Origin of the sequence: Lawsonibacter faecis, from assembly GCF_014287675.1 — a bacterium.
GTDB classification, from domain to species: domain Bacteria; phylum Bacillota; class Clostridia; order Oscillospirales; family Oscillospiraceae; genus Pseudoflavonifractor; species Pseudoflavonifractor faecis.
The window spans coordinates 79,599-97,500 of the sequence record NZ_JACOPQ010000008.1; the positions used below are offsets into that span (position 1 = coordinate 79,599).

Annotated in this window: 16 protein-coding genes; 3 read left to right on the plus strand and 13 right to left on the minus strand. The window is 65.2% G+C overall.

The features are described from left to right. Positions 1–74: 74 nt before the first annotated feature. From H8S62_RS11210 to H8S62_RS11220, 3 genes are all read right to left on the minus strand, one after another. The gene (locus H8S62_RS11210) at positions 75–326 is read right to left on the minus strand and encodes a hypothetical protein (protein WP_186919381.1); all 252 of its coding nucleotides are present in this window, start codon (positions 324–326) and stop codon (positions 75–77) included. A 54-nt stretch (positions 327–380) separates the two neighbouring features. Next, the gene (gene addA, locus H8S62_RS11215) at positions 381–4,034 is read right to left on the minus strand and encodes a helicase-exonuclease AddAB subunit AddA (protein WP_186919383.1); all 3,654 of its coding nucleotides are present in this window, start codon (positions 4,032–4,034) and stop codon (positions 381–383) included. A gap of 143 nt (positions 4,035–4,177) precedes the next feature. Next, positions 4,178–7,516: a PD-(D/E)XK nuclease family protein gene (locus tag H8S62_RS11220; RefSeq protein ID WP_186919385.1), complete on the minus strand. Its 3,339-nt coding sequence runs from the start codon at positions 7,514–7,516 to the stop codon at positions 4,178–4,180. Between the two features lie 101 nt (positions 7,517–7,617). Here H8S62_RS11220 and H8S62_RS11225 point away from each other — a divergent pair, with 101 nt between their 5' ends. Next, on the plus strand, positions 7,618–7,836 hold the full coding sequence (locus H8S62_RS11225) for an RDAC family protein (RefSeq protein ID WP_186919387.1): 219 nt from the start codon (positions 7,618–7,620) through the stop codon (positions 7,834–7,836). Between the two features lie 52 nt (positions 7,837–7,888). Here H8S62_RS11225 and H8S62_RS11230 read toward each other — a convergent pair whose 3' ends face one another. The 7 genes from H8S62_RS11230 to H8S62_RS11260 all read right to left on the minus strand — a co-directional run bounded on the left by H8S62_RS11230 (position 7,889) and on the right by H8S62_RS11260 (position 13,911). Next, positions 7,889–8,683 carry a cell wall hydrolase gene (locus tag H8S62_RS11230; protein WP_155149638.1) on the minus strand — a complete coding sequence of 265 codons (795 nt, stop codon included), beginning with the start codon at positions 8,681–8,683 and terminating at the stop codon, positions 7,889–7,891. Positions 8,684–9,211: 528 nt separating this feature from the next. Continuing rightward, the gene (locus tag H8S62_RS11235; protein WP_186919389.1) at positions 9,212–9,676 is read right to left on the minus strand and encodes a hypothetical protein; all 465 of its coding nucleotides are present in this window, start codon (positions 9,674–9,676) and stop codon (positions 9,212–9,214) included. A gap of 284 nt (positions 9,677–9,960) precedes the next feature. Continuing rightward, on the minus strand, positions 9,961–10,380 hold the full coding sequence (locus H8S62_RS11240; protein ID WP_186919391.1) for a hypothetical protein: 420 nt from the start codon (positions 10,378–10,380) through the stop codon (positions 9,961–9,963). 95 nt (positions 10,381–10,475) lie between these two features. Then, positions 10,476–10,694, minus strand: a complete 219-nt coding sequence (locus H8S62_RS11245; protein ID WP_186919392.1) for a hypothetical protein — start codon at positions 10,692–10,694, stop codon at positions 10,476–10,478. A 180-nt stretch (positions 10,695–10,874) separates the two neighbouring features. Next, complete coding sequence (guaB, locus tag H8S62_RS11250; protein WP_155149640.1) at positions 10,875–12,350, minus strand: IMP dehydrogenase; 1,476 nt, start codon at positions 12,348–12,350, stop codon at positions 10,875–10,877. A 146-nt stretch (positions 12,351–12,496) separates the two neighbouring features. After that, positions 12,497–13,252, minus strand: a complete 756-nt coding sequence (locus tag H8S62_RS11255) for an acyl-[acyl-carrier-protein] thioesterase (RefSeq protein ID WP_207723510.1) — start codon at positions 13,250–13,252, stop codon at positions 12,497–12,499. 53 nt (positions 13,253–13,305) lie between these two features. Beyond that, the gene (locus H8S62_RS11260; RefSeq protein WP_155149644.1) at positions 13,306–13,911 is read right to left on the minus strand and encodes a hypothetical protein; all 606 of its coding nucleotides are present in this window, start codon (positions 13,909–13,911) and stop codon (positions 13,306–13,308) included. A 307-nt stretch (positions 13,912–14,218) separates the two neighbouring features. Between H8S62_RS11260 and spoVAD the strand changes: the two genes are divergently transcribed. Next, positions 14,219–15,232, plus strand: coding sequence for a stage V sporulation protein AD (gene spoVAD, locus H8S62_RS11265; protein WP_155149646.1), 1,014 nt, complete (start codon positions 14,219–14,221; stop codon positions 15,230–15,232). 38 nt (positions 15,233–15,270) lie between these two features. Next, complete coding sequence (spoVAE, locus tag H8S62_RS11270; protein ID WP_155149648.1) at positions 15,271–15,639, plus strand: stage V sporulation protein AE; 369 nt, start codon at positions 15,271–15,273, stop codon at positions 15,637–15,639. 174 nt (positions 15,640–15,813) lie between these two features. On the opposite strand, the gene H8S62_RS11275 is transcribed toward spoVAE, so the two are convergent. The 3 genes from H8S62_RS11275 to H8S62_RS11285 form a co-directional block, all read right to left on the minus strand. Then, positions 15,814–16,395 (minus strand): DUF6434 domain-containing protein, encoded by a 582-nt coding sequence (locus H8S62_RS11275; protein ID WP_186919394.1) that lies wholly within the window; start codon positions 16,393–16,395, stop codon positions 15,814–15,816. A 13-nt stretch (positions 16,396–16,408) separates the two neighbouring features. Then, positions 16,409–17,149: a class I SAM-dependent methyltransferase gene (locus H8S62_RS11280; protein WP_186919396.1), complete on the minus strand. Its 741-nt coding sequence runs from the start codon at positions 17,147–17,149 to the stop codon at positions 16,409–16,411. A gap of 397 nt (positions 17,150–17,546) precedes the next feature. Further along, on the minus strand, positions 17,547–17,759 hold the full coding sequence (locus H8S62_RS11285) for a hypothetical protein (RefSeq protein ID WP_155149652.1): 213 nt from the start codon (positions 17,757–17,759) through the stop codon (positions 17,547–17,549). Positions 17,760–17,902: the final 143 nt, after the last annotated feature.

Genomic DNA, 17,902 nt, shown 5'->3' on the forward strand with positions numbered 1-17,902 from the left:
CCTTATAAACGCATTTGATATAATAGCACGCCCGGAGCGAAAATGCAACAGTTTTTTCTAAAAACCTGGCCGGCTCATTTGGTGGTCGTCATCTCATGCCTGCGAAAGGCGCTCTCCAGGTTTTCCACCCACTGGGCCACATAGTTGGTCCCGCCCTGGCTCTCTTCCACGGAGACCTTGAGCAGCCGGATGTCCGTCTGCATCGTATCAAGACGCTCGTCCATCGCCCCAAGGCGCATGTCCACCGTGTCCAGCCCATCGCAGACCGGCTGGAGCTTTGCGTCCATCATTCGGTCCATGGCCTGCAGCAGTTCCCGATCCGTCATCTCAACGCCCCCGGCTGAATTTCTTTTGAGTATAGTCAAGGCCCGAGCGGACCCCTATACCTCCACCGCGGTGCCCGTGGCGAAGAACCACAGGCACCGGCGGACCACCTTTTTTCCCGTAACGGCCTCCAGCGCCCGGGAGTAGGCCGCGAGCTGGGGGCGGTACTCCTCCGCCCGGTCCCGGACGGTCTCCGGCGTCACCCGGTCGGTCTTGAAGTCCACCACCGTAATCCCCTCCAGTGTCTCGAAGCAGCAGTCCACCACGCCCTGGAGGAGCACCTGCTCCCCCTCCCCGGCGGCGGCGTAATAGTCCGACGCGCTCACCAGGATGGAGAACTTGAACTCCCGCCGCAGGCTGGCCGAGGCCATCAGCTCCCGCCCCAGGGGCGATGCGAAGAAGGCGTGAATCCGTGCCGGGTCCACCGCCTCCCCCTGCTCCCTGGTGATGAACTGCCGCGCCGTCAGGCGGGCGATCTCCTCCGCCACCTGCTCCACGGTGTCGGTCCGCTCAAAGTCGATATACTGCATTACCAGATGGAGGGCCGTCCCCTTCTGGGCCGGGGTGAGGCCGAACTCCTCCTCGGCGAAGCGGGGACGGCGGATAGAGGGCGCAAGCTGTCCGGGCGCGGCCGCCGGGGCCGGGGCGGCCTGGGCCACCTCCGCGTCGATATCCCGGCCCTTGAGCTGGGTGGCCGTCAGCTTGGAGGGGATGTCCACGTCCCCGGCTCGGGGATAGGTCCAGAGGAGCCGCTCCAGAACCTCCGGGTCGAACGCCTCCTGCGGCGCCTCCGCCGCCGCGGCGCGGGCGCGGCCTTTGGGCGCCTGCCCGCAGGCCGCGCCGTCAATCCAGCGCACGTCCCAGGCGGGACCGTAGTCCGCCGCCGGGACGAAGAGATCGGCCTGGGCCGCCACCCGCAGGGGCAGGGCCTCCGGGCGGCAGAGGGCGCTGAGCAGCACCCACTGCCCCACCGACGCACAGGCGGCCAGGGCCTGGGGGTCCACGGGGCAGTCCGCGTCCTCCGCCAGCTTCTTCAGCTCCGCCGCCCCCCTTGTGAGGGCGCAGGAGAGTATCAGCTTCTCCCGCGCCCGGGTCATGGCCACGTAGAGCAGGCGCAGCTCCTCCGCCATCATCTCATACTCCAGCTGCCGGGCCACCGCCCGACGGGCCAGGGTGGGGTACTCGATCATCCGCTCGGTGTCCAGCCGCTTGGGGCCCACGCCCAGCTTGGGGTGGAAGAGGATGGGCCGCTGCATGTCGTCCCGGTTGAGCCGGCGGGTCAGGCCCGCCAGCAGCACCACCGGGAACTCCAGCCCCTTGGACTTGTGGATGGACATGATCCTCACGCCGCCCCCCTCCCGGCCGGGGGTGGGGACTGCCGGCATGCCGCCGTTCTCCCGCAGGCGGCTCAGGTAGGAGAGGAAGCCGAAGAGCCCCTTGTGCCCCGCCCCCTCAAACCGCCGGGCCAGCTCGCACAGGGCGAGCAGGTTCCCCTGCCGGGTCTCAGCGTCGTCCATGGCCCCGAAAATACCCGGCAGGTTGGTCCGGTCGTAGATGTGCCAGATGAGCTGGTGGCTGTTCATGTCCCCCGCGCAGCTTCTCAGCTCTGAGAGCTCCCGCAGGAAACCGGCGCAGTCCTCTCCGCCGTCCGCCGCCCCACGCTCCAGCGCGGTATAGAAGTCGGTGCCCGGCGAGGCGGCGCGGAGCTGGGCCAGCCGGTCCGCGGAAAATGCGTACACCGGGGAGCGCAGCGCCGAGATGAGGGCCACGTCCTGCCGGGGGTTGTCCACCACCTCCAGCAGGGAGAGGGCCACGGAGATCTCGGTGGCGGCGAAGAAGTCCCCGCCGCCGTCGGCCTCCCAGGGCACGTCCCGCTCCCCCAGGGCCCGGGCGTACTGGTGGAGCACAGCGCCGGGGGAGCGCAGGAGCACGACGATATCCCCGTACCGGACCGGGCGCGTCCCGCCCTCCCCGTCGGAGACGGGGAATTTCCCGTCCACCAGGTCCCGGATGCGCCCGGCGAGGAAGCGGGCCTCCAGCAGGTCCCGGGCCGTCTTTTCCGCGTCCTCGTCCTCCCCCTCGATCTCTCCGGCCAGGTCCAGCGCGTCCAGCTCCACGGCGTAGGCGCTCAGGCGGCAGCCCCCGCGGGGGCCCGAAGCGCCGTCTCCGGGCGCCGCCTCCCCCTCCTCAGGGTAGACCGCGCCCGGATAGAGGGCCTCGTCGGCGGTGTAGTCCATCTCGCCGAACTCGGTGGACATGATGCTGCGGAAGACGTAGTTGGCCCCCTCCAGCACCGTGGCCCGGGAGCGGAAGTTCCTGCCGAGGATGATGCGCCGGGGCTCCCCCTCCGCCGCCTCGGTGTGGGGCCTGAAGGCGCGGTATTTGCCCAGGAAGATGGTGGGGTCGGCCAGGCGGAAGCGGTAGATGGACTGCTTCACGTCCCCCACCATAAAGAGGTTGGTCCCCTCCCTGGAGAGGGCGGAGAAGATGGCGTTCTGGACCTCGTTGGTATCCTGGTACTCGTCCACCATAATCTCATCGTAGCGGCCGCTCCACTGCCGGGCCAGCCCGGTTGGCTTTCCCCCGGCGTCCACCAGCAGCTTCACCGCCAGATGCTCCAGATCGGAGAAGTCCAGCAGGCCCCTGCGCTCCTTCTCGGCGGCGTAGGCGCGCTCGAAGTCCTTCACCAGGGCGAAGAGGCCCCGGACGGCGGGATGGACCGCCCGCATGTCGGCCAGAAGGCCGGCGCTGTCGTCCTCAAAGCGCTCGCCCAGCCTGTCCAGCCGCTTCTTGCACTTGTTGCGGATGGTCTTGACCTGCTCCGCCGCGTCGGGGTCCATTGTCATCTTCTTCCGCCCCGCGGTGGGGAAGCGAATGGGCAGCGCGGCGGCCGCCGCGTCCCAGCCCTCCGCCGCCGCGGCCAAAAAGGCGCGCAGGCCGTCGATGCTGGCGGAGATGCTGGGGCCGTAATTCGCCTCCAGATTGGCGTCCCGTCCGCACAAATCCAGGGCCCGGGCCAGCTCCCCCAGCCAGTACTCCCCCTGGCGGCGGGCGTCCTCCAGCAGGAGGCGGCCCCAGGGAGTCTCCCCCGCGTCGGCCACGCCCTCCAGGGCAAAGGCCCTCTCCTGCTCGTCCAGCCAGGCGAAGGGGGCGGGGTGCGCCTGGACCCGGCCCCGGATATCCAGGACGATCTGCATGAGGCGGGCGTCGTCCCGCCCGGCGGACATGGTGTCCACCAGAAGGGCAAAATCACTCCCCTCCTCAATGTCCTCATACCGGGCGTCCATCACGTCGTTGAGGGACCGGAGCATGAGCACCCCCGCCTCCCCCTCGTCGCAGAGGCGAAAGTCCGGGTTCAGGTCCAGAAGGTGCCCGCACTCCCGCAGGAGCTGGCCGCAGAAGGCGTGGACGGTGGAGATCTGCGCCTTGTAGACCAGGGTCTGCTGCCGGCGCAGGTGCCTGTCGGCAGGGGCCTCCGCCAGCCGTTGGGACAGCTCCTCCACGATGCGCTGCCGCAACTCGGCGGCGGCGGCCTTGGTGTAGGTGATGACCAGGAAACGGTCGATGTCCAGCCCCTCGCCCTGCACGCGGCCCAGCAGCCGCTCCACCAGCACCCGGGTCTTGCCCGAGCCGGCGGCGGCGGACACCAAAAGGCCGCCGCCGCGGTCGTTGACCACAGCGGCCTGATCAGGAGTCAGCGCAAAGGCCATTGTATCACCTCAATCATCCTATCGTTTCTCGTTCAGCCGGTTTCAAAGCGGAGAGCGGCGCGGGGCCCGGCGGGCATGAAAACTGCCGCGCCTGTACAGGCGCGCAAAGGCCGCCCGCGGCGGCGCGGCAGTCCGTCCCCCGTTCAGTCCCCCTCCCGCTCCTCCAGCTGCGCCCAAAACGCCTCCGCCTTCACCCCCGGCAGCCAGCGGCGGCGGTCGCCGCCCCGGCCCTCCTCAAAGTGGCAGGCCTCGGCGTAGTCGCAGTATTTGCAGGCGTTCTGCTCCGGCCCCCGCCAGTAGGGGTCGGCGGCGATCTTCCCCGCCGCCAGCTCCCCGCCGATGTCCCGCAGGACGGCGCGGATGTGCCGGTCCAGCTTCCCCAGCCGCTCGGCGGAGACCAGGGCCTCGCCGGAGATGGCTCCGGTCTTGGCCGAGACCTTGACGGGCAGGAAGCGGACCCCCTCCCCGCCGGGCCGCTCCATGGCCGCCAGCACGTCCGGGTTGTCCAGCACCAGGCCCTTCCGGCGCAGCTCCCTGTCCACTGCCTTCCGCCGGGCCTCCTCGGTCATGCCGCGGCTGCCCGCGATCACCGCGTCCCGGGCCGGGAGATACAAAACCCCCGCGGGGACAATCTCCTTCCCGCCGAAGAGGGCCTTCCCCTCCCGCTCCAGGGTGAAGAGGTACAGCAGCATCTGAAGCCCCAGGCCGTTCCAGATATCCGTCAGGTCAAAGGACTTACGCCCGGTCTTATAGTCCACCACCCGCAGGTAGAGCCTGCCGTCCTTCTCCCAGCCGTCCACCCGGTCCACAAACCCGGTGACGCTGACGGTGACGCCCCCCTCGGTGAACTCCACCGGGGGCAGCTCCCCACCGCCGCCGAAGCCCAGTTCGAAGGCGATGGGTTTGAAGTCGGACCGTGACAGCTCCTCCGCCACGTTCTCCACCACGGCGTAGACCGATTTCAGCAGCCGCCGGAAGAGGTACCGGAACCGGGGCGTCTCGTGCTCCAGCCCCCCCAGCTCCTCCTCCGCATACCGGTCCACCGCCTGGCGGGTCCACTCCCTGAGGGTCTCCCGCGGGATTGGCTCCTTTTGACCGCGCAGCTCTTCCCTCTGCAGAACGTGCTCCAGCACATAGTGCACAAAGGTCCCGTACTCCGGCGCCTGGAACCCGGCGCTCCTGCGGGGCTCGGCCTTCAGGCCGTACTGCATGAAATAGGAGAAGTGGCAGGACTTGTACTTGTCCATCCTTGAGGCCGACATGGGCACCCGGGCGCCGTAGAGCGCGTCCACCGCGCTTCGGGTAAGGCTCCCCCGCTCCAGCCCTGCCGCGCGCTCCATCCGCGCCACCAGGGGCGCGTAGTCCGGCAGCCTCCGCAGGGCGGCGCCCGCCTCCCGCCGCCGCCCGGCCAGCTCCAGGGCGGGGCGAGGTGCGGCCAGGCGGAAGGTCCCGTCCAGATTTCCCTCCTGAATCAGCTTCGCCCTGGGGAACAGCCGGCGCAGCCTCCCCACGAAAAAGGCGGGCCGCTGCTCCGTTCCCTCTGCTCCCGCCGCCGCCCAGCTCACGCTGAGCCGCTCCGCCGGGAGGGAGAGTGTCTCATAGACGATGGTGTTTTCCCGGTAGAGCTTGTCGGTGAGGGTGGGGGCCAGCTCCAGCCCGTAGGAGGCCAGCAGGCTCCTATCGTCGTCGTTCAAAAGCCCCGGCGAGGGGCTGGCCTGGGGGATGGAGGCGTCGTCCGCACCGAGAAGGAAAAGTACTTTACAGCTTTTGTGCGCAAGCCGTGGCATCTCACCCGCCGTGACCCGGTCCAGGGACACAGGGATGGAGCCCACGTCGTACTGGGAGAGCACCAGCTGGAAGAGCCGTGCAAACTCGTCGGTCTCCAAAGGCTTGTCCCCCAGTATCTGCGCGCATTGCTCCAGGCCGCCGCAGAGGATGTCCCAGAGCTGCTGGTACTCCTCCGCCAGGGCCGGCTCCCCCCGCTCCCGCAGGGCTGCGGTTCGCTCCAGAAGCTGCCCCGGCAGGCCGATCTCCTCCAAAAAGCTGTAAAGGGCTATCGCCTGCCCCCTTCCGGTCCGGTCCGGGTTTCTCCGCAGGGCCTCCAGGGGGGCCACCACCCGGCGGCGCAGGGCGTCCAGCCGCTCCAGCAGCGCCCGGTCCGCGTCCAGGAGGGGCAGTCCGTATCCCCGGGGGTGCATGGTCCAGCCGTTCTTCTGGGTCCAGCGGCTCCCCCGCAGGTCCCACTTGAGGGCGTAGTTCTCCAGCAGATCGCACTCCTCCCAGGTAATGCCCGCAAGGCCGGTCTTCAGGTAGCGGAAGAGGTCGTCGTACTGGTAGTTCCCCGCCGCGGCCGCCAGGGCGGAGGTCACCAGGGCGAAGACCGGCTTCTGGAGCACGTCGCTCATCTTCGTCAGGAAGACGGGCACCCCGTACCGGGCGAAGACGGTCTCGATGAGCTCGCCGTACCCCTCCATGGAGCGGGCGGAGACGGCGATGTCCCGAAAGCGGCAGCCCCCGTCCCGCACCAGGCGAAGAATCTCGGCGGCAGTCCACTCCACCTCCGAGTAGGGGGTATTGGCCTGGAATAGGGAGAGCTCCGGGGCCTCCTCCTCATAGGGGGTCCCGCCCGGCGCAAAGAGCCGCGCCTCCAGCGCGGCCAGGGCGGGCGCCCGGGCGCGGCTGTCCCCCACCGCCGTCTCTATTTCCCAGGTAATCCCATTTTCCTGTGCCATCCGCATCAGGGACCGGGCGGTCCGCCGGGCCGGTGAGAAAATTCCCGCCCCCTCCTCGTCCTCCTCCGCCTTGTCGCAGGTAAGGGCCACGGTGACGCTGCGGGCCTGGGACAGAAGCTGCCGCAGGACCAGCCCCTCCTGGGGCGTGAAGTCGGTGAAGCCGTCCAGGTAGATATCCGCCCCCGCGGCCCAGCGGCTCTCCCTGAGCCCCTCCGCCAGCCGGGTCACCCGGTCTCTGGGGTCGGAGCCCTGCCGGGCCGTCATGGCCTCGTAGGCGCCGTAGATGAGCGACAGGTCCAGCAGCTTGTCCCCCTCCGGGCCGTCAGCCTCCTCCCCCGCCGTCCAGAGGTGCCCCGGGCTGACGCAGCAGCTCTTCAGCTCGTCCACCGTGGCCAGCAGCCCGGCCAGGAACTCCGGCTTTTGGGAGGGTCTGCCGTAGACCCTGAGCTGGCTGGACACCCCCTGGAGGGCGGTATACATCAGCAGCAGACGCCCGCCCGCGTCCAAGGCGGGGGCGGCCAGCCCCCCGGTGACCGAGAAGACCCGCCCCGCCATGCGGGTGAAGGAGAGCACCTCCGCCCAGCCCGAGACCCGGTTGCCCGCGATGGCGCAGAGGCGGCGCTCCATGTCGTGGGAGTGCTGCTCCGGGACCACCAGCACCTGGGGCCGCGCCCCGCCGCTTGCGGCGATGGCGCGCAGTACGGCGGTGGTCTTCCCCGTCCCCGCCCGGCCCAGCAGCAGCTTCAGCATGGCATGGCACTCCCCTCTCTGAATGGATGATTTTATCTATTATAGCATTGGCAGGCCGGCCGGGCAATGTTACAATATAGAAAAACGGGGAGGTGCTTTCCATGCTTCTGACACTGAGCGAGGTCTCCGCCCTCAAGGCCGCCATGGCGGAAAAGGGTATTGCCGTCCATTTCCACAATACCTGCGGCAGCCAGTACTTTACCCTGGATGAGCCCGGCGAAGCCGTTAAGGCCGCGATTGAGGACTACTTTGCCGCCCGGCCCGGCGCCGCGCCGGTCTTCCAGGACGACGGCATGGGCTTCTACGTGCCGGATCGGTAAGCCCGGTAAAAAAGCAGGCGTCCCGGCGGGACGCCTGCTTTTTTCATGTCTGTTAACCGTAAAATGCGTGGCCGCCGATGACGGCGACGGTGGCCTTGTTGCGGGAGGCCCAGCAGGGCTCATCCGCGCCGTTGAACCAGTATGCGCCGGGGACCGCGTTGGCCCCGTCCAGGCAGAGCTTGGCGGCGATGACCGACTCCGCGTTGGGCGTGCAGTCAGTCGCGCCGGGGAACTGGCCCTTCTGGTAGACGACCTCGTACACCGTATCGGGGAAGGAGGGGCTGGCCACCCGGTTGAGGATGACGTTGCCCACGGCGATTTTGCCCAGCAGGGGCTGGTTGCCGCTCTCGTGGCCGATGACGCGGGCGAGGAGGTCCAGGTTCCCGGCGTCGTAGTACTCGTCTCCGGAGGAGAGGGGCGCGCCGGAGGTGGCGTAGGTCACGCCCTTGTCCCAGCCGATCTCCGCGCCCAGGGCGCGGGCCAGGGTGCGGGCGGGCACCAGGGTGTCCCCGGTCTCGTCGCATTTCACCCCGTCGGGGACGTAGAGATAGCGGCCGTTTACCACCATGTAGTTCTGGCCGATCCGGGCGGACATGGTGAAGTCCTCAGCCCGGGCCACAAGCTGGTTGTCCTCCCACGTGACGACCGCGTCGGGGCGGAGGGCCAGGGTCACGCCGTAGAGGGAGGTATAGGTGGTGCCGCCGTAGAGGACGGCTTTAAAATTTGTCATTGGTACGCCGTCGATGATGACGTCGGCGGTAACGTTCGCCTCCTCGGCGGCGGCGTGGACCGTAAGGCCCATCAGCAGTGCCAGGCAGAGGACGGCGCAGGAGATACGCTTCTTCATCGGGTCACTCCTTCTCGTTGTATCCGCTTGGAAACTTTTTGTTACCACATTGTAACCTATCCCGGCGCAAAAATCAAGAGGAACCTTTGTCGAGGACGGGCAGGCGGTTTGAGAGCCGGCCCAATTCTGAATGACTGGTGAACGGGAAACGCTTCACTTCCACGATATTGGTCTGGCCCCCAAATCTTTTTCTCTCCACAGCCCGCCCGCGCAAAAGAGCGCCGCGGGCGGTGTCCACGTCACCAGGAAAACGGTATAATTGACACCAATCTTGTCCCCCTCTCCTCGGGCCCGAGGGGTTGTCCTTGTCACGCGGACAAATCGAATCTTCAGAGCACTATGCAAGGGGGCAGGCCCGCCGTATCGCCGCGCTAAGGCCATCGTATCGCACGTCAGAAAGGGGCTTTACCGCACCGCCGGATCCCCCTCCCCTGTTTGCACGCCTAGGGCAGCCTCAACAGGCGCATAGGGTGGCATTAGACCCACGGGACAGCCTGCCGGGAAAGCGGCTGTGGAGCATCACGGCAGTTATAGCTTCTCTATGAGGCTCAGGTCGATTTGGCCGTCCTTGCCCGGATGGAAGGTCCGTATCCACTTGTTTTCCTGGATTTCGCCCGGGCGTCCCTCTTCTATTCCGGCCAGCATCTTGTTCTCCCTTACGGGAGGAATATACTCCGCAAAAACACACCAGCAGGTACAGTATCCCTGCTCAAAATGTTTTTCCATATAGTCCCACAGCCAATCATTTGACTGCGGGGCCCGCTCACCGCCCCACCAAACAAAACAGCTTCCAGCCAGCCACGTTTGCTTCTCTTCGCAGAGCGGTTCGCTTATCACGACTATCTTCTTTAAGCAGCCTACCTCATATACATTAAGCCCAATATAGTCAAAGCCCTCTTTAGAATCATCTTTGGCGGCTCTGTTGAGCAGCGTACACAGCTTTGTCAGCTGTTCTTTCCCGTCACAGAACAAAAGACTTTCTTGGTGTCCCATCATCTCTTCCTTTCAGCTTTAGGTATTTGGGGTTCTGGTGCTCTCACTTCGGAACTAAGAACCTAATCCATGCGAAAAGCCCCTCCCCTACCACGCGTTATGGTAAAACCTTTATAGGACGTGGAAAAGAATGCTTGCTATTTCGCTCAGGGCACCCCTCTCCTGTTTATGTACTCAAAAGGTGCCCTGACGGGCTCTGGGGCGGCTCAGGAGGCGCTTTGCGCTACGGTTGGTGCTTGGGTCCTCAGAGCAGCGGGAAGGGCTTCCTGCGGCGCTATGGCAGGTCATTTGACGTAGATATGGAGGTAGAAGTTGTAGTCCTTGGGCAAGTCGAGGAAGGTGACCCAGTAGTTGGCCGCTTCCCCCTCCAGGTAGAAGTTGTAGCGGTTCCGGGCGCCGTCCTTCTGGACTGATTCGGGGTAATCGGCACAGAATTTCAGTATGCCGGGGATGCCCTGGACCACCGGCTCCGTCTCCAGGATGTCCGCGGCCAGCCGCTCAAACTCCTCCTTGATGGCATCGGTCATGTACTCCGGATGGACCGGGAAATAGTCATGGTACCAGTGGTGGCCGTCGTGGTCGGCTCGGCAGTACCCTACTTCTTTCACCGGACGCGGAGACGTGCCCAGGAAGGCTGGGCATATTTCTGTCTCCTGCCACACATCTTCAAACGTGCGGGCAGTCGATAGCGTGAACTCTTTCATTCAGGACCCTCCATTATCGTATCTGTCAGCCTCTGTTAGGCGCCACGGTTGGGACTTAGGCCCCCTTTGCGGCCGGGAAAGGGGGCCTGCGGCGGTCAATCCAGCTCCTCGATGTGCCAGACCCAGTGGCCGGTCCCCTCGAAATCTATCTCGGCGTCAAACTCGGTGCATTCGTTCATGGTGGGCTTCATGCCGTCCATCTCATCGCCCAGGACAGCCTTGTACTCGCTGTCCATCTGTTCCTTCGCCTGGAGGTATTCAGGATGCTGGTCTACCTTGAGGGCGCCAGCCTGGTAGCTTACTAATACATACATTTGGGTTTCTCCTTATGATAAATCAAATGACACCACTATCCGCGGTGGTATTGTCTTTCTGTGAGAAACAAAAAAGGGCCCGAGGTACAAGTGAATGTACCTCGGGCCCTCTGAGAGGGTGACAAAATTGGTGTCAATAGGTCTATTTTATTGGTGACGGGAACAGGCGGGCGGCAGGCCTTACTGCGCGCTGATGGTGTAGTTGGGGGCCTCCTTGGTGATGTACACATCGTGGGGATGGCTCTCACGCAGGCCCGCGGAGGTGATCTGAAGGAACTGGGCCTTTTGCTGGAGGGACTCGATGTCCGGGCAGCCGCAGTAGCCCATGCCGGCCCGCAGGCCGCCCATCATCTGATAGATCGTGTCGGAGGTGGCGCCCTTGTAGGGCACGCGGCCCTCCACGCCCTCGGGGACCAGCTTCTTGTTGTTCTCCTGGAAGTAGCGGTCCTTGGAGCCCTTGGCCATGGCGCCCAGGCTGCCCATGCCGCGGTAGACCTTGAACTGTCGGCCCTGGTAGACCTCGGTATCCCCGGGGGACTCCTCGCATCCGGCCAAGAGGCTTCCCAGCATGACCACGGACGCGCCGGCGGCGATGGCCTTGGCGATGTCGCCGGAGTACTTCACGCCGCCGTCGGCGATGATGGGGATGCCGTACTCCGCGGCCACGCAGCACGCGTCGTAGACGGCGGTGATCTGGGGCACGCCGATGCCGGCCACCACGCGGGTGGTGCAGATGGAGCCGGGGCCGATGCCGATCTTCACGCAGTCCGCGCCCGCCTCGATGAGGGCGCGGGTGCCCTCGGCGGTGGCGACGTTCCCGGCGATGAGCTGCACGTCGGGGTAGAGGGCCTTGATGCGCTTGACGCACTCAATGATGTTGTGGCTGTGGCCGTGGGCGCTGTCCAGGGCCAGCACGTCGGCCCCCGCCTCCACCAGGGCGGCCACCCGGTCCAGCACGTCGCTGGTCACGCCGATGGCGGCGCCCACCAGCAGGCGCCCCTTGCCGTCGCGGGCGGAGTTGGGGTACACGGTGGCCTTCTCAATGTCTTTGATGGTGATGAGGCCCTTGAGGCGGAACTCGTCGTCCACGATGGGGAGCTTCTCAATCTTGTGGCGGCGGAGAATCTCCTTGGCCTCCTCCAGGGTGGTGCCCTCCTTGGCGGTGACCAGATGGTCCTTGGTCATCACATTGTCGATGAGCTGGGACATGTCCACCTCGAACTTCATATCCCGGTTGGTGATGATGCCGATGAGCTTGCCGTTGTCGCAGATGGGTACGCCGGAGATGCGGTATTTGGCCATCAGCTCGTCGGCCTCGGCCAGGGTGTGGCCGGGGGCCAGCCAGAAGGGGTTGGTGATGACGCCATTCTCGCTGCGCTTGACCATGTCCACCTGCTCGGCCTGGGCGCCGATGGACATATTCTTGTGGATGATGCCGATGCCGCCCTCACGGGCGATGGCGATGGCCATGCGGTACTCGGTGACGGTGTCCATGGCGGCGCTCATGAGGGGGATGTTCAGGCGGATTTTCCTGGTGAGCTGGGTGTGCAGGTCGATGTCCGCGGGGAGCACGTCGCTCTCCGCCGGAACCAGTAGCACGTCGTCAAAGGTGAGGCCCTGGCCCTTGAACTTGCTGGCGGCGTCGGTATTGACCATATCGCATCTCCTATCTTTCTATTGCGTCCACCCCGCCTGTCCGGCGCTCCCGGCGGGAGCGCCGGACCCGCTCAGCGGCCGGTGGGGTTTTCGGCGTAAAAATAAATTTTTCCTATTCTATTACGATGGCTCATGCTTGTCAAGCCCTATTTCTGTCCGTCCCAGCCAGACACCGTGAGGGCCGCGTCGAAGCGGGCCTTCCCCTCCTCCCCCACGCCGCGGACATAGCGGCAGCCGTCCCGCCCGGCGGTGGACAGCGCGATGCGCTCCCCGGGGCGGCACTCGGCCAGATAGCCCAGCTGGAGCTGGGAGACAAACGCCTCCCGGCCCAGGTTCTCCAGGTGCAGCGCGTCGCAGGCGAAGTCGGCGTACCGGGCGTTGTTGACGTGGCCGTTGATGTCGCAGTCGCTGTAGCGCATAAGCCGCCGCTCGGTCTCGGCAAGCGCCAGCCCCTCGGGCAGCTTGGGCTTATGAAGCAGCTTATCTTTACACAGTTCCCCGCCGTCGGTGCCCTCGAACTGCGCCACGCCCGACAGGCGGAAGAGCTTGCGGGTGTCCATATCCGCCAGGACCCAGGTGGAGACCGCCTCGCCCACGCGAACGCCGTCCACCCTGAGGTCGAAATCCCGGTACATGGCCGCGCCCCGGCCGCCCCGGTGCCAGGTGCGCACCTCCACCTTCTCGCTCCAGCGGAGGGGCCGGTCCAGGGCGTACCAGATCCGGGCCAGCATCCAGAAGACGTTGTAGCGCTCGATCATCTCCGCCCGGGAGACGTGGAGCGCCACCGCCGCGGAGGTGGCCGCCTCCTGCAGAATTCCCAGCACGGCGGACGGACGGCAGTGGTTGGAGGGGTCCACGTCCCGCGAGTCCACAAGGTAGGTATTTTCGTAAAAGACGCTCAAATTATCAGTCCTTTTCCCGCCGCCGCACGGCGCGGCTGAGTCTTTCTCACGGCCTATTTGCCGTGAATGACCATCGTGTTCCTGCAGCAGATATCGTCGATGTCCGACGCGGTGGCGGCGGGGATGCGCATGGCCGCGCCGCAGTCGGCGCAGAAGAGGTCGATGGAGCTGTAGTTCACCTGGAGCTTCCACTTCCGGGACCCGCAGGCGCAGGAAATTCCGTCCCGCTGGGCGATTTCCTTCAGTTCGGAGAGAACCTCGTGCATGACGAGCTCGTCCAGAAAGGCCCCCTTCTCCCCCGCGTCCCGCTCCAGCTTGTCCACCGCCTCCTCCAGCCGCTTCATGGCGGCGAAGACCGGGGCCTCCTCGCCCGCGTAGCAGCAGTCCAGGCCGGAGGCCGCGCAGGCGAAGGCCAGCGTCTTCTCGTGGAGAAACGCCTTGGAGGAACAGGCCACGGTGTGGTCGCTCTCGCAGAACAGGCAGGGCACGGTGAGCTTCACCCGGTCGCCCATCATCTCCACCCGGAGGGCGGATTTGCCGCAGGGGCAGGGGATGGCGTTGGCGGAGGCCGCCAGCTGGAACACGCTGCGCTCGGCGATGACCGCCTGACGGCAGGACGGGCAGATATAGGCGAGGGTACGTTTTGATTCTTCTACCATAAATACCTCTCCTGAGCGGAAAATGAAACGTGAAAAGTGAAAAAGCGTGCCCTGCCCGGCGGCCCGCCGGCCTCTCAAAGCGTCCCGCCGGCAGCACGTCCAGCCGCTTTTTCATTTTTCACGTTTCACTTTCTGAATTTCTGTGCTTTATTATACCTCAAATGTCTCATTTTGACCAGCCTGACGGCCCACAAAAAGCGCGCTCATATTTCCGCCGAATTTGTTCAAACTAAGGGACGATTCCATTTTTAGATATCTTTCACCGAAAATTACAAGCGCCGTTTCGCGCACGGACACGGAGGTTATTATGACCACAAAAAAGAAAGGCAAACAGACCGTCGCCTTTGCCAATCCCCCCTCCATCGCCGGCCACGCCTGTGTGGTGGGCAAGAAGGAGGGCGACGGCCCCCTGGCCGGCAGCTTCGATCTCATCGAGCAGGACGACACCTTCGGCGAGGCCAGCTGGGAAAAGGCCGAGAGCGCCATGCAGAAGATGGCCCTGACCGCCGCGCTGGACAAGGCCAAGCAGGCGGCCAGCACCATGGACTACCTCTTCGGCGGCGACCTTTTGAACCAGTGCATCGGCACCGGCTTCGCCGTCCGGGGGCAGGACATCCCCTTCTACGGCATCTACGGGGCCTGCTCCAACATGGCGGAGTCTCTCTCCCTGGCGGCCATGATGCTGGACGGCGGCTTCGGCGAGTGGGCGGCGGCCGTCACCTCCTCCCACTTCTGCTCCGCCGAGCGGCAGTACCGCACCCCTCTGGAGTACGGCGGCCAGCGCACCCCCACCGCCCAGTGGACCGTCACCGGCGCCGGCGCGACCGTACTGGCCCGGGAGGGGGACGGCCCCTACGTGACCCACGTCACCACCGGCAAAATTGTGGACAAGGGCATCAAGGACGCCAACAACATGGGCGGAGCTATGGCGCCGGCGGCATACCAAACGATTAAGGCCCACCTTGAGGACCTCAACCGCAAGCCCTCCTACTACGACCTCATCGTCACCGGCGACCTGGGCAGGCTGGGCAAGGAGATTGTGCTGGACTTCTTCCACAGGGACGGCATGGACCTGGCCAACTTCGACGACTGCGGCACCCTGGTCTACGACCTGGAGAACCAGGACGTCCACTGCGGCGGCTCGGGCTGCGGCTGCAGCGCCGTGGTGCTCAACGGCTATCTGCTCAACGGGATGCGTGCGGGCAGGTGGAATAAAATTCTCTTCTGCGGCACCGGGGCCCTCCTCTCCCCCACCTCCACCCAGCAGGGGGAGAGCATCCCCTGCATCTGCCACGCGGTGGCCGTGGAGACAAAAAAATAAAGGAACTGTTTCGGTTCACCCAACAAAGGAGTCTGTTTATGGAAATTTTCTGGGAATATGCCCGCGCATTCCTCTGCGGCGGCATTCTCTGTCTGATCGGGCAGGTATTGATCGACAAGACCCCCCTCACCCCGGCCAAAATCCTGGTGATTTACGTGGTGTCCGGCGTGGTGCTGGGCGGCCTGGGCGTCTACAAATACGTGGTGGAGTTCGGCGGGGCGGGGGCCACCGTGCCCCTCACCGGCTTCGGCTACCTCCTCGCCAAGGGTGTGGAGAAGGCCGTCCGGGAGCAGGGTATTCTGGGCGCGCTCACCGGCGGCATCACCGCCGCGGCGGGCGGCATTGCGGCGGCCATCTTCTTCGGCTATTTGGTGGCGCTGATCTTCAAGCCCAAATCCAAGAGCTGAATTTCCCGGTAAAAAGTGCGGCGGACAATAGTCCGCCGCACTTTTTGTACCTTTTGAAAGCCCCTCCGCAGAGAACGCCCCCCAGAGCCGCGCCGTCCACGGACGACGGAATAAGGTGAATATCCGCCGTGCGGCTTTCTCTCGAACAAGTCCGGCCGGACTTGTTCGAGAGCCCTACTCCAGAGCCGCCAAATCCGCGTCCTCATAGCGGTTGTGCCCCGGCAGGCTCTTCTTGCGCCTCCAGCAGCGGATCGCCTCGTCCAGCGGCCTTCCGGGGTTGGCCTCAAAAAAGGCCCGGATATAGGCGTTGTATTCAAATTGGCGGCCGATTGCCGTCTTGTCCCGCTTCTTCTCCTCCTGAATCCGGCGGTAGGCCTCCACAGCCTCCCCGTAGGTCCTGCCGGCATTGGCCTTCAGCCACTTCTGGAAGGCCACGTTGAAGGAGAAGCCCCTGCCGAGCTGCGCCCGGAAGAACGCCCGGTGGACCTCGGAACAGACGAAATCCGGCTCGATGCGCCGCTCGGGCGTCAGCTCCCCCGCCGCCGCCGGGCAACGCCCGTGTCTGGCGGGCGCCGGCTCCTCCGGGGCCTCGCCGTGGTCCAGAAACCAGGCGATACGCTCGGTCAGCTCCGCCTTTCCGCCCGTGGCCCGCAGCCCGCTGGCCCGGCAGAAGGCCGTCAGCTCCTCTTTCAGATAGTAATAGCTGCGAAATACGCCGCTTGTCAGACGGGTGCTGAGCTCCGGCCGCTCTTCCACGGTACGCCCCCTCTCAAATTCGGTCCGGCTTCTTTGCCGAGACCAGCAGCATCATGGGCCGGCGCAGCTCGTCCGCCATGCCCGGCACGTCCATCAGCCGCGGGTCGGGCCGGGGCTCCACCAGCCCGGTGAGGACGAAGCCGGCCTTCAGCAGGGTGTTCACGTAGGTGGTGACGGTTTTGTGGTATTTGGTCACGTCGCAGCCCAGGAAGTGGGCCGTGCGCGCCCCCTCCATGAAGTAGTGGTCCACAGGCCAGTGAAGTATTTCTCCTTTACTGTCGCAGTACCAGTCCTGGCTGCCCTCGGCGGTGAAGACCGGATGCTCGCAGGAGAAAACGAAGTCCCCGCTGGGGGCGAGGCAGTCGAAAACCTTGCCGCACACCGCGGGGAAGTCCTCCACATAGTGAAAAGCTAAACTACTTAACACGATGTCGAAGGACTCCGGGGGGTAGCCGATGTCCTCCATGGCTGTCTGTTCGTAGAAAATGTTCGCTCCGCCGTTGCGCGCGCGGGCGCCCTCCAGCATTTTTGCGGAGATGTCGGCGCCCACCACCCGGGACGCGCCGTGCTCGGCGGCGTACCTGCAGTGCCAGCCGAAGCCGCAGCCCAAATCCAGCACCCGCCTGCCCCGGAAGTCGGGGAGCAGCCGCTCCAGCTCGTGCCACTCGCCGGCGGCCCGGAGGCCCTCCATGGAGCGGGGGAAGCGGCTGTAGGCCTCAAAAAATCGCTCGTCGTCGTATTTGTTCTCTCTCATATCTGAAAACACTCCTGATGTTTGTAATTCCTTTGCCCAAAAGGCACAGAAAAAAGCCGCGGACGAGGCGCCATCCGCGGCTTCCATCCCTCCCGGAGGCAGCAACAGGCCGGGGCATGGGATTCCATGTCCGTCCGGCGCCATATGCCTCCGATGAGGGCGGGCAGACGCTCTGCCCGATTTCGCTCCGCGCAGTGTCTCACCGATTGTCCAGCTGTGCGGAGCCGAACTTCCTTCGCATTTCCAGCGTACGGATGATGCACATGGCCGTCACGCCTCCCTTTGCACCCAGCATACTACAAACCCCTTTCCGCTGTCAATCCAATTGCGGACGGACGGAAAAGGGGGCGGCAGCATAAATGCCGACCCCTTTTCTCATCCGGTCCTCCGGCCCGGGCTATTCCGGCCCGTCCTCCCGGCGCTCCAGCTCCTCCGCGGAGTACCAGCCCGTCTTTCCGTCCCTGAGGCGCACGCGGTACATCGCGTTTTCGTTGACTGCCACCACAATGCCCTCCGGCGACTCCACGGGGCGGCAGTTGACGCTCCCCTGCCCCCGCAGCGTCACGCGATCGAACACCCTGAACGTCCGGCCTGTCTTCTTCTTCCGCATCGCAAGCACTCCCTTCCGCGCGCAGCCTGTCTCCGCCTTCCCTTCCTCGGTTTTATTTTACCACCTTTGCGCCCCTGGCGCTATGATTTTCATCTCCTTTTCCCCCCTTCCTTCGCACCCGCCCGGGCGGGAGAAAAAGGGAG

Bases quoted from the DNA above. Each gene is read 5' to 3' on its own strand.
- H8S62_RS11210 (WP_186919381.1), bottom strand. From the start codon at position 326: ATGACGGATCGGGAACTGCTGCAGGCCATGGACCGAATGATGGACGCA.
- addA (WP_186919383.1), bottom strand. From the start codon at position 4,034: ATGGCCTTTGCGCTGACTCCTGATCAGGCCGCTGTGGTCAACGACCGC.
- H8S62_RS11220 (WP_186919385.1), bottom strand. From the start codon at position 7,516: ATGCTGAAGCTGCTGCTGGGCCGGGCGGGGACGGGGAAGACCACCGCC.
- H8S62_RS11225 (WP_186919387.1), top strand. From the start codon at position 7,618: ATGCTTCTGACACTGAGCGAGGTCTCCGCCCTCAAGGCCGCCATGGCG.
- H8S62_RS11230 (WP_155149638.1), bottom strand. From the start codon at position 8,683: ATGAAGAAGCGTATCTCCTGCGCCGTCCTCTGCCTGGCACTGCTGATG.
- H8S62_RS11235 (WP_186919389.1), bottom strand. From the start codon at position 9,676: ATGGGACACCAAGAAAGTCTTTTGTTCTGTGACGGGAAAGAACAGCTG.
- H8S62_RS11240 (WP_186919391.1), bottom strand. From the start codon at position 10,380: ATGAAAGAGTTCACGCTATCGACTGCCCGCACGTTTGAAGATGTGTGG.
- H8S62_RS11245 (WP_186919392.1), bottom strand. From the start codon at position 10,694: ATGTATGTATTAGTAAGCTACCAGGCTGGCGCCCTCAAGGTAGACCAG.
- guaB (WP_155149640.1), bottom strand. From the start codon at position 12,350: ATGGTCAATACCGACGCCGCCAGCAAGTTCAAGGGCCAGGGCCTCACC.
- H8S62_RS11260 (WP_155149644.1), bottom strand. From the start codon at position 13,911: ATGGTAGAAGAATCAAAACGTACCCTCGCCTATATCTGCCCGTCCTGC.
- spoVAD (WP_155149646.1), top strand. From the start codon at position 14,219: ATGACCACAAAAAAGAAAGGCAAACAGACCGTCGCCTTTGCCAATCCC.
- spoVAE (WP_155149648.1), top strand. From the start codon at position 15,271: ATGGAAATTTTCTGGGAATATGCCCGCGCATTCCTCTGCGGCGGCATT.
- H8S62_RS11280 (WP_186919396.1), bottom strand. From the start codon at position 17,149: ATGAGAGAGAACAAATACGACGACGAGCGATTTTTTGAGGCCTACAGC.
- H8S62_RS11285 (WP_155149652.1), bottom strand. From the start codon at position 17,759: ATGCGGAAGAAGAAGACAGGCCGGACGTTCAGGGTGTTCGATCGCGTG.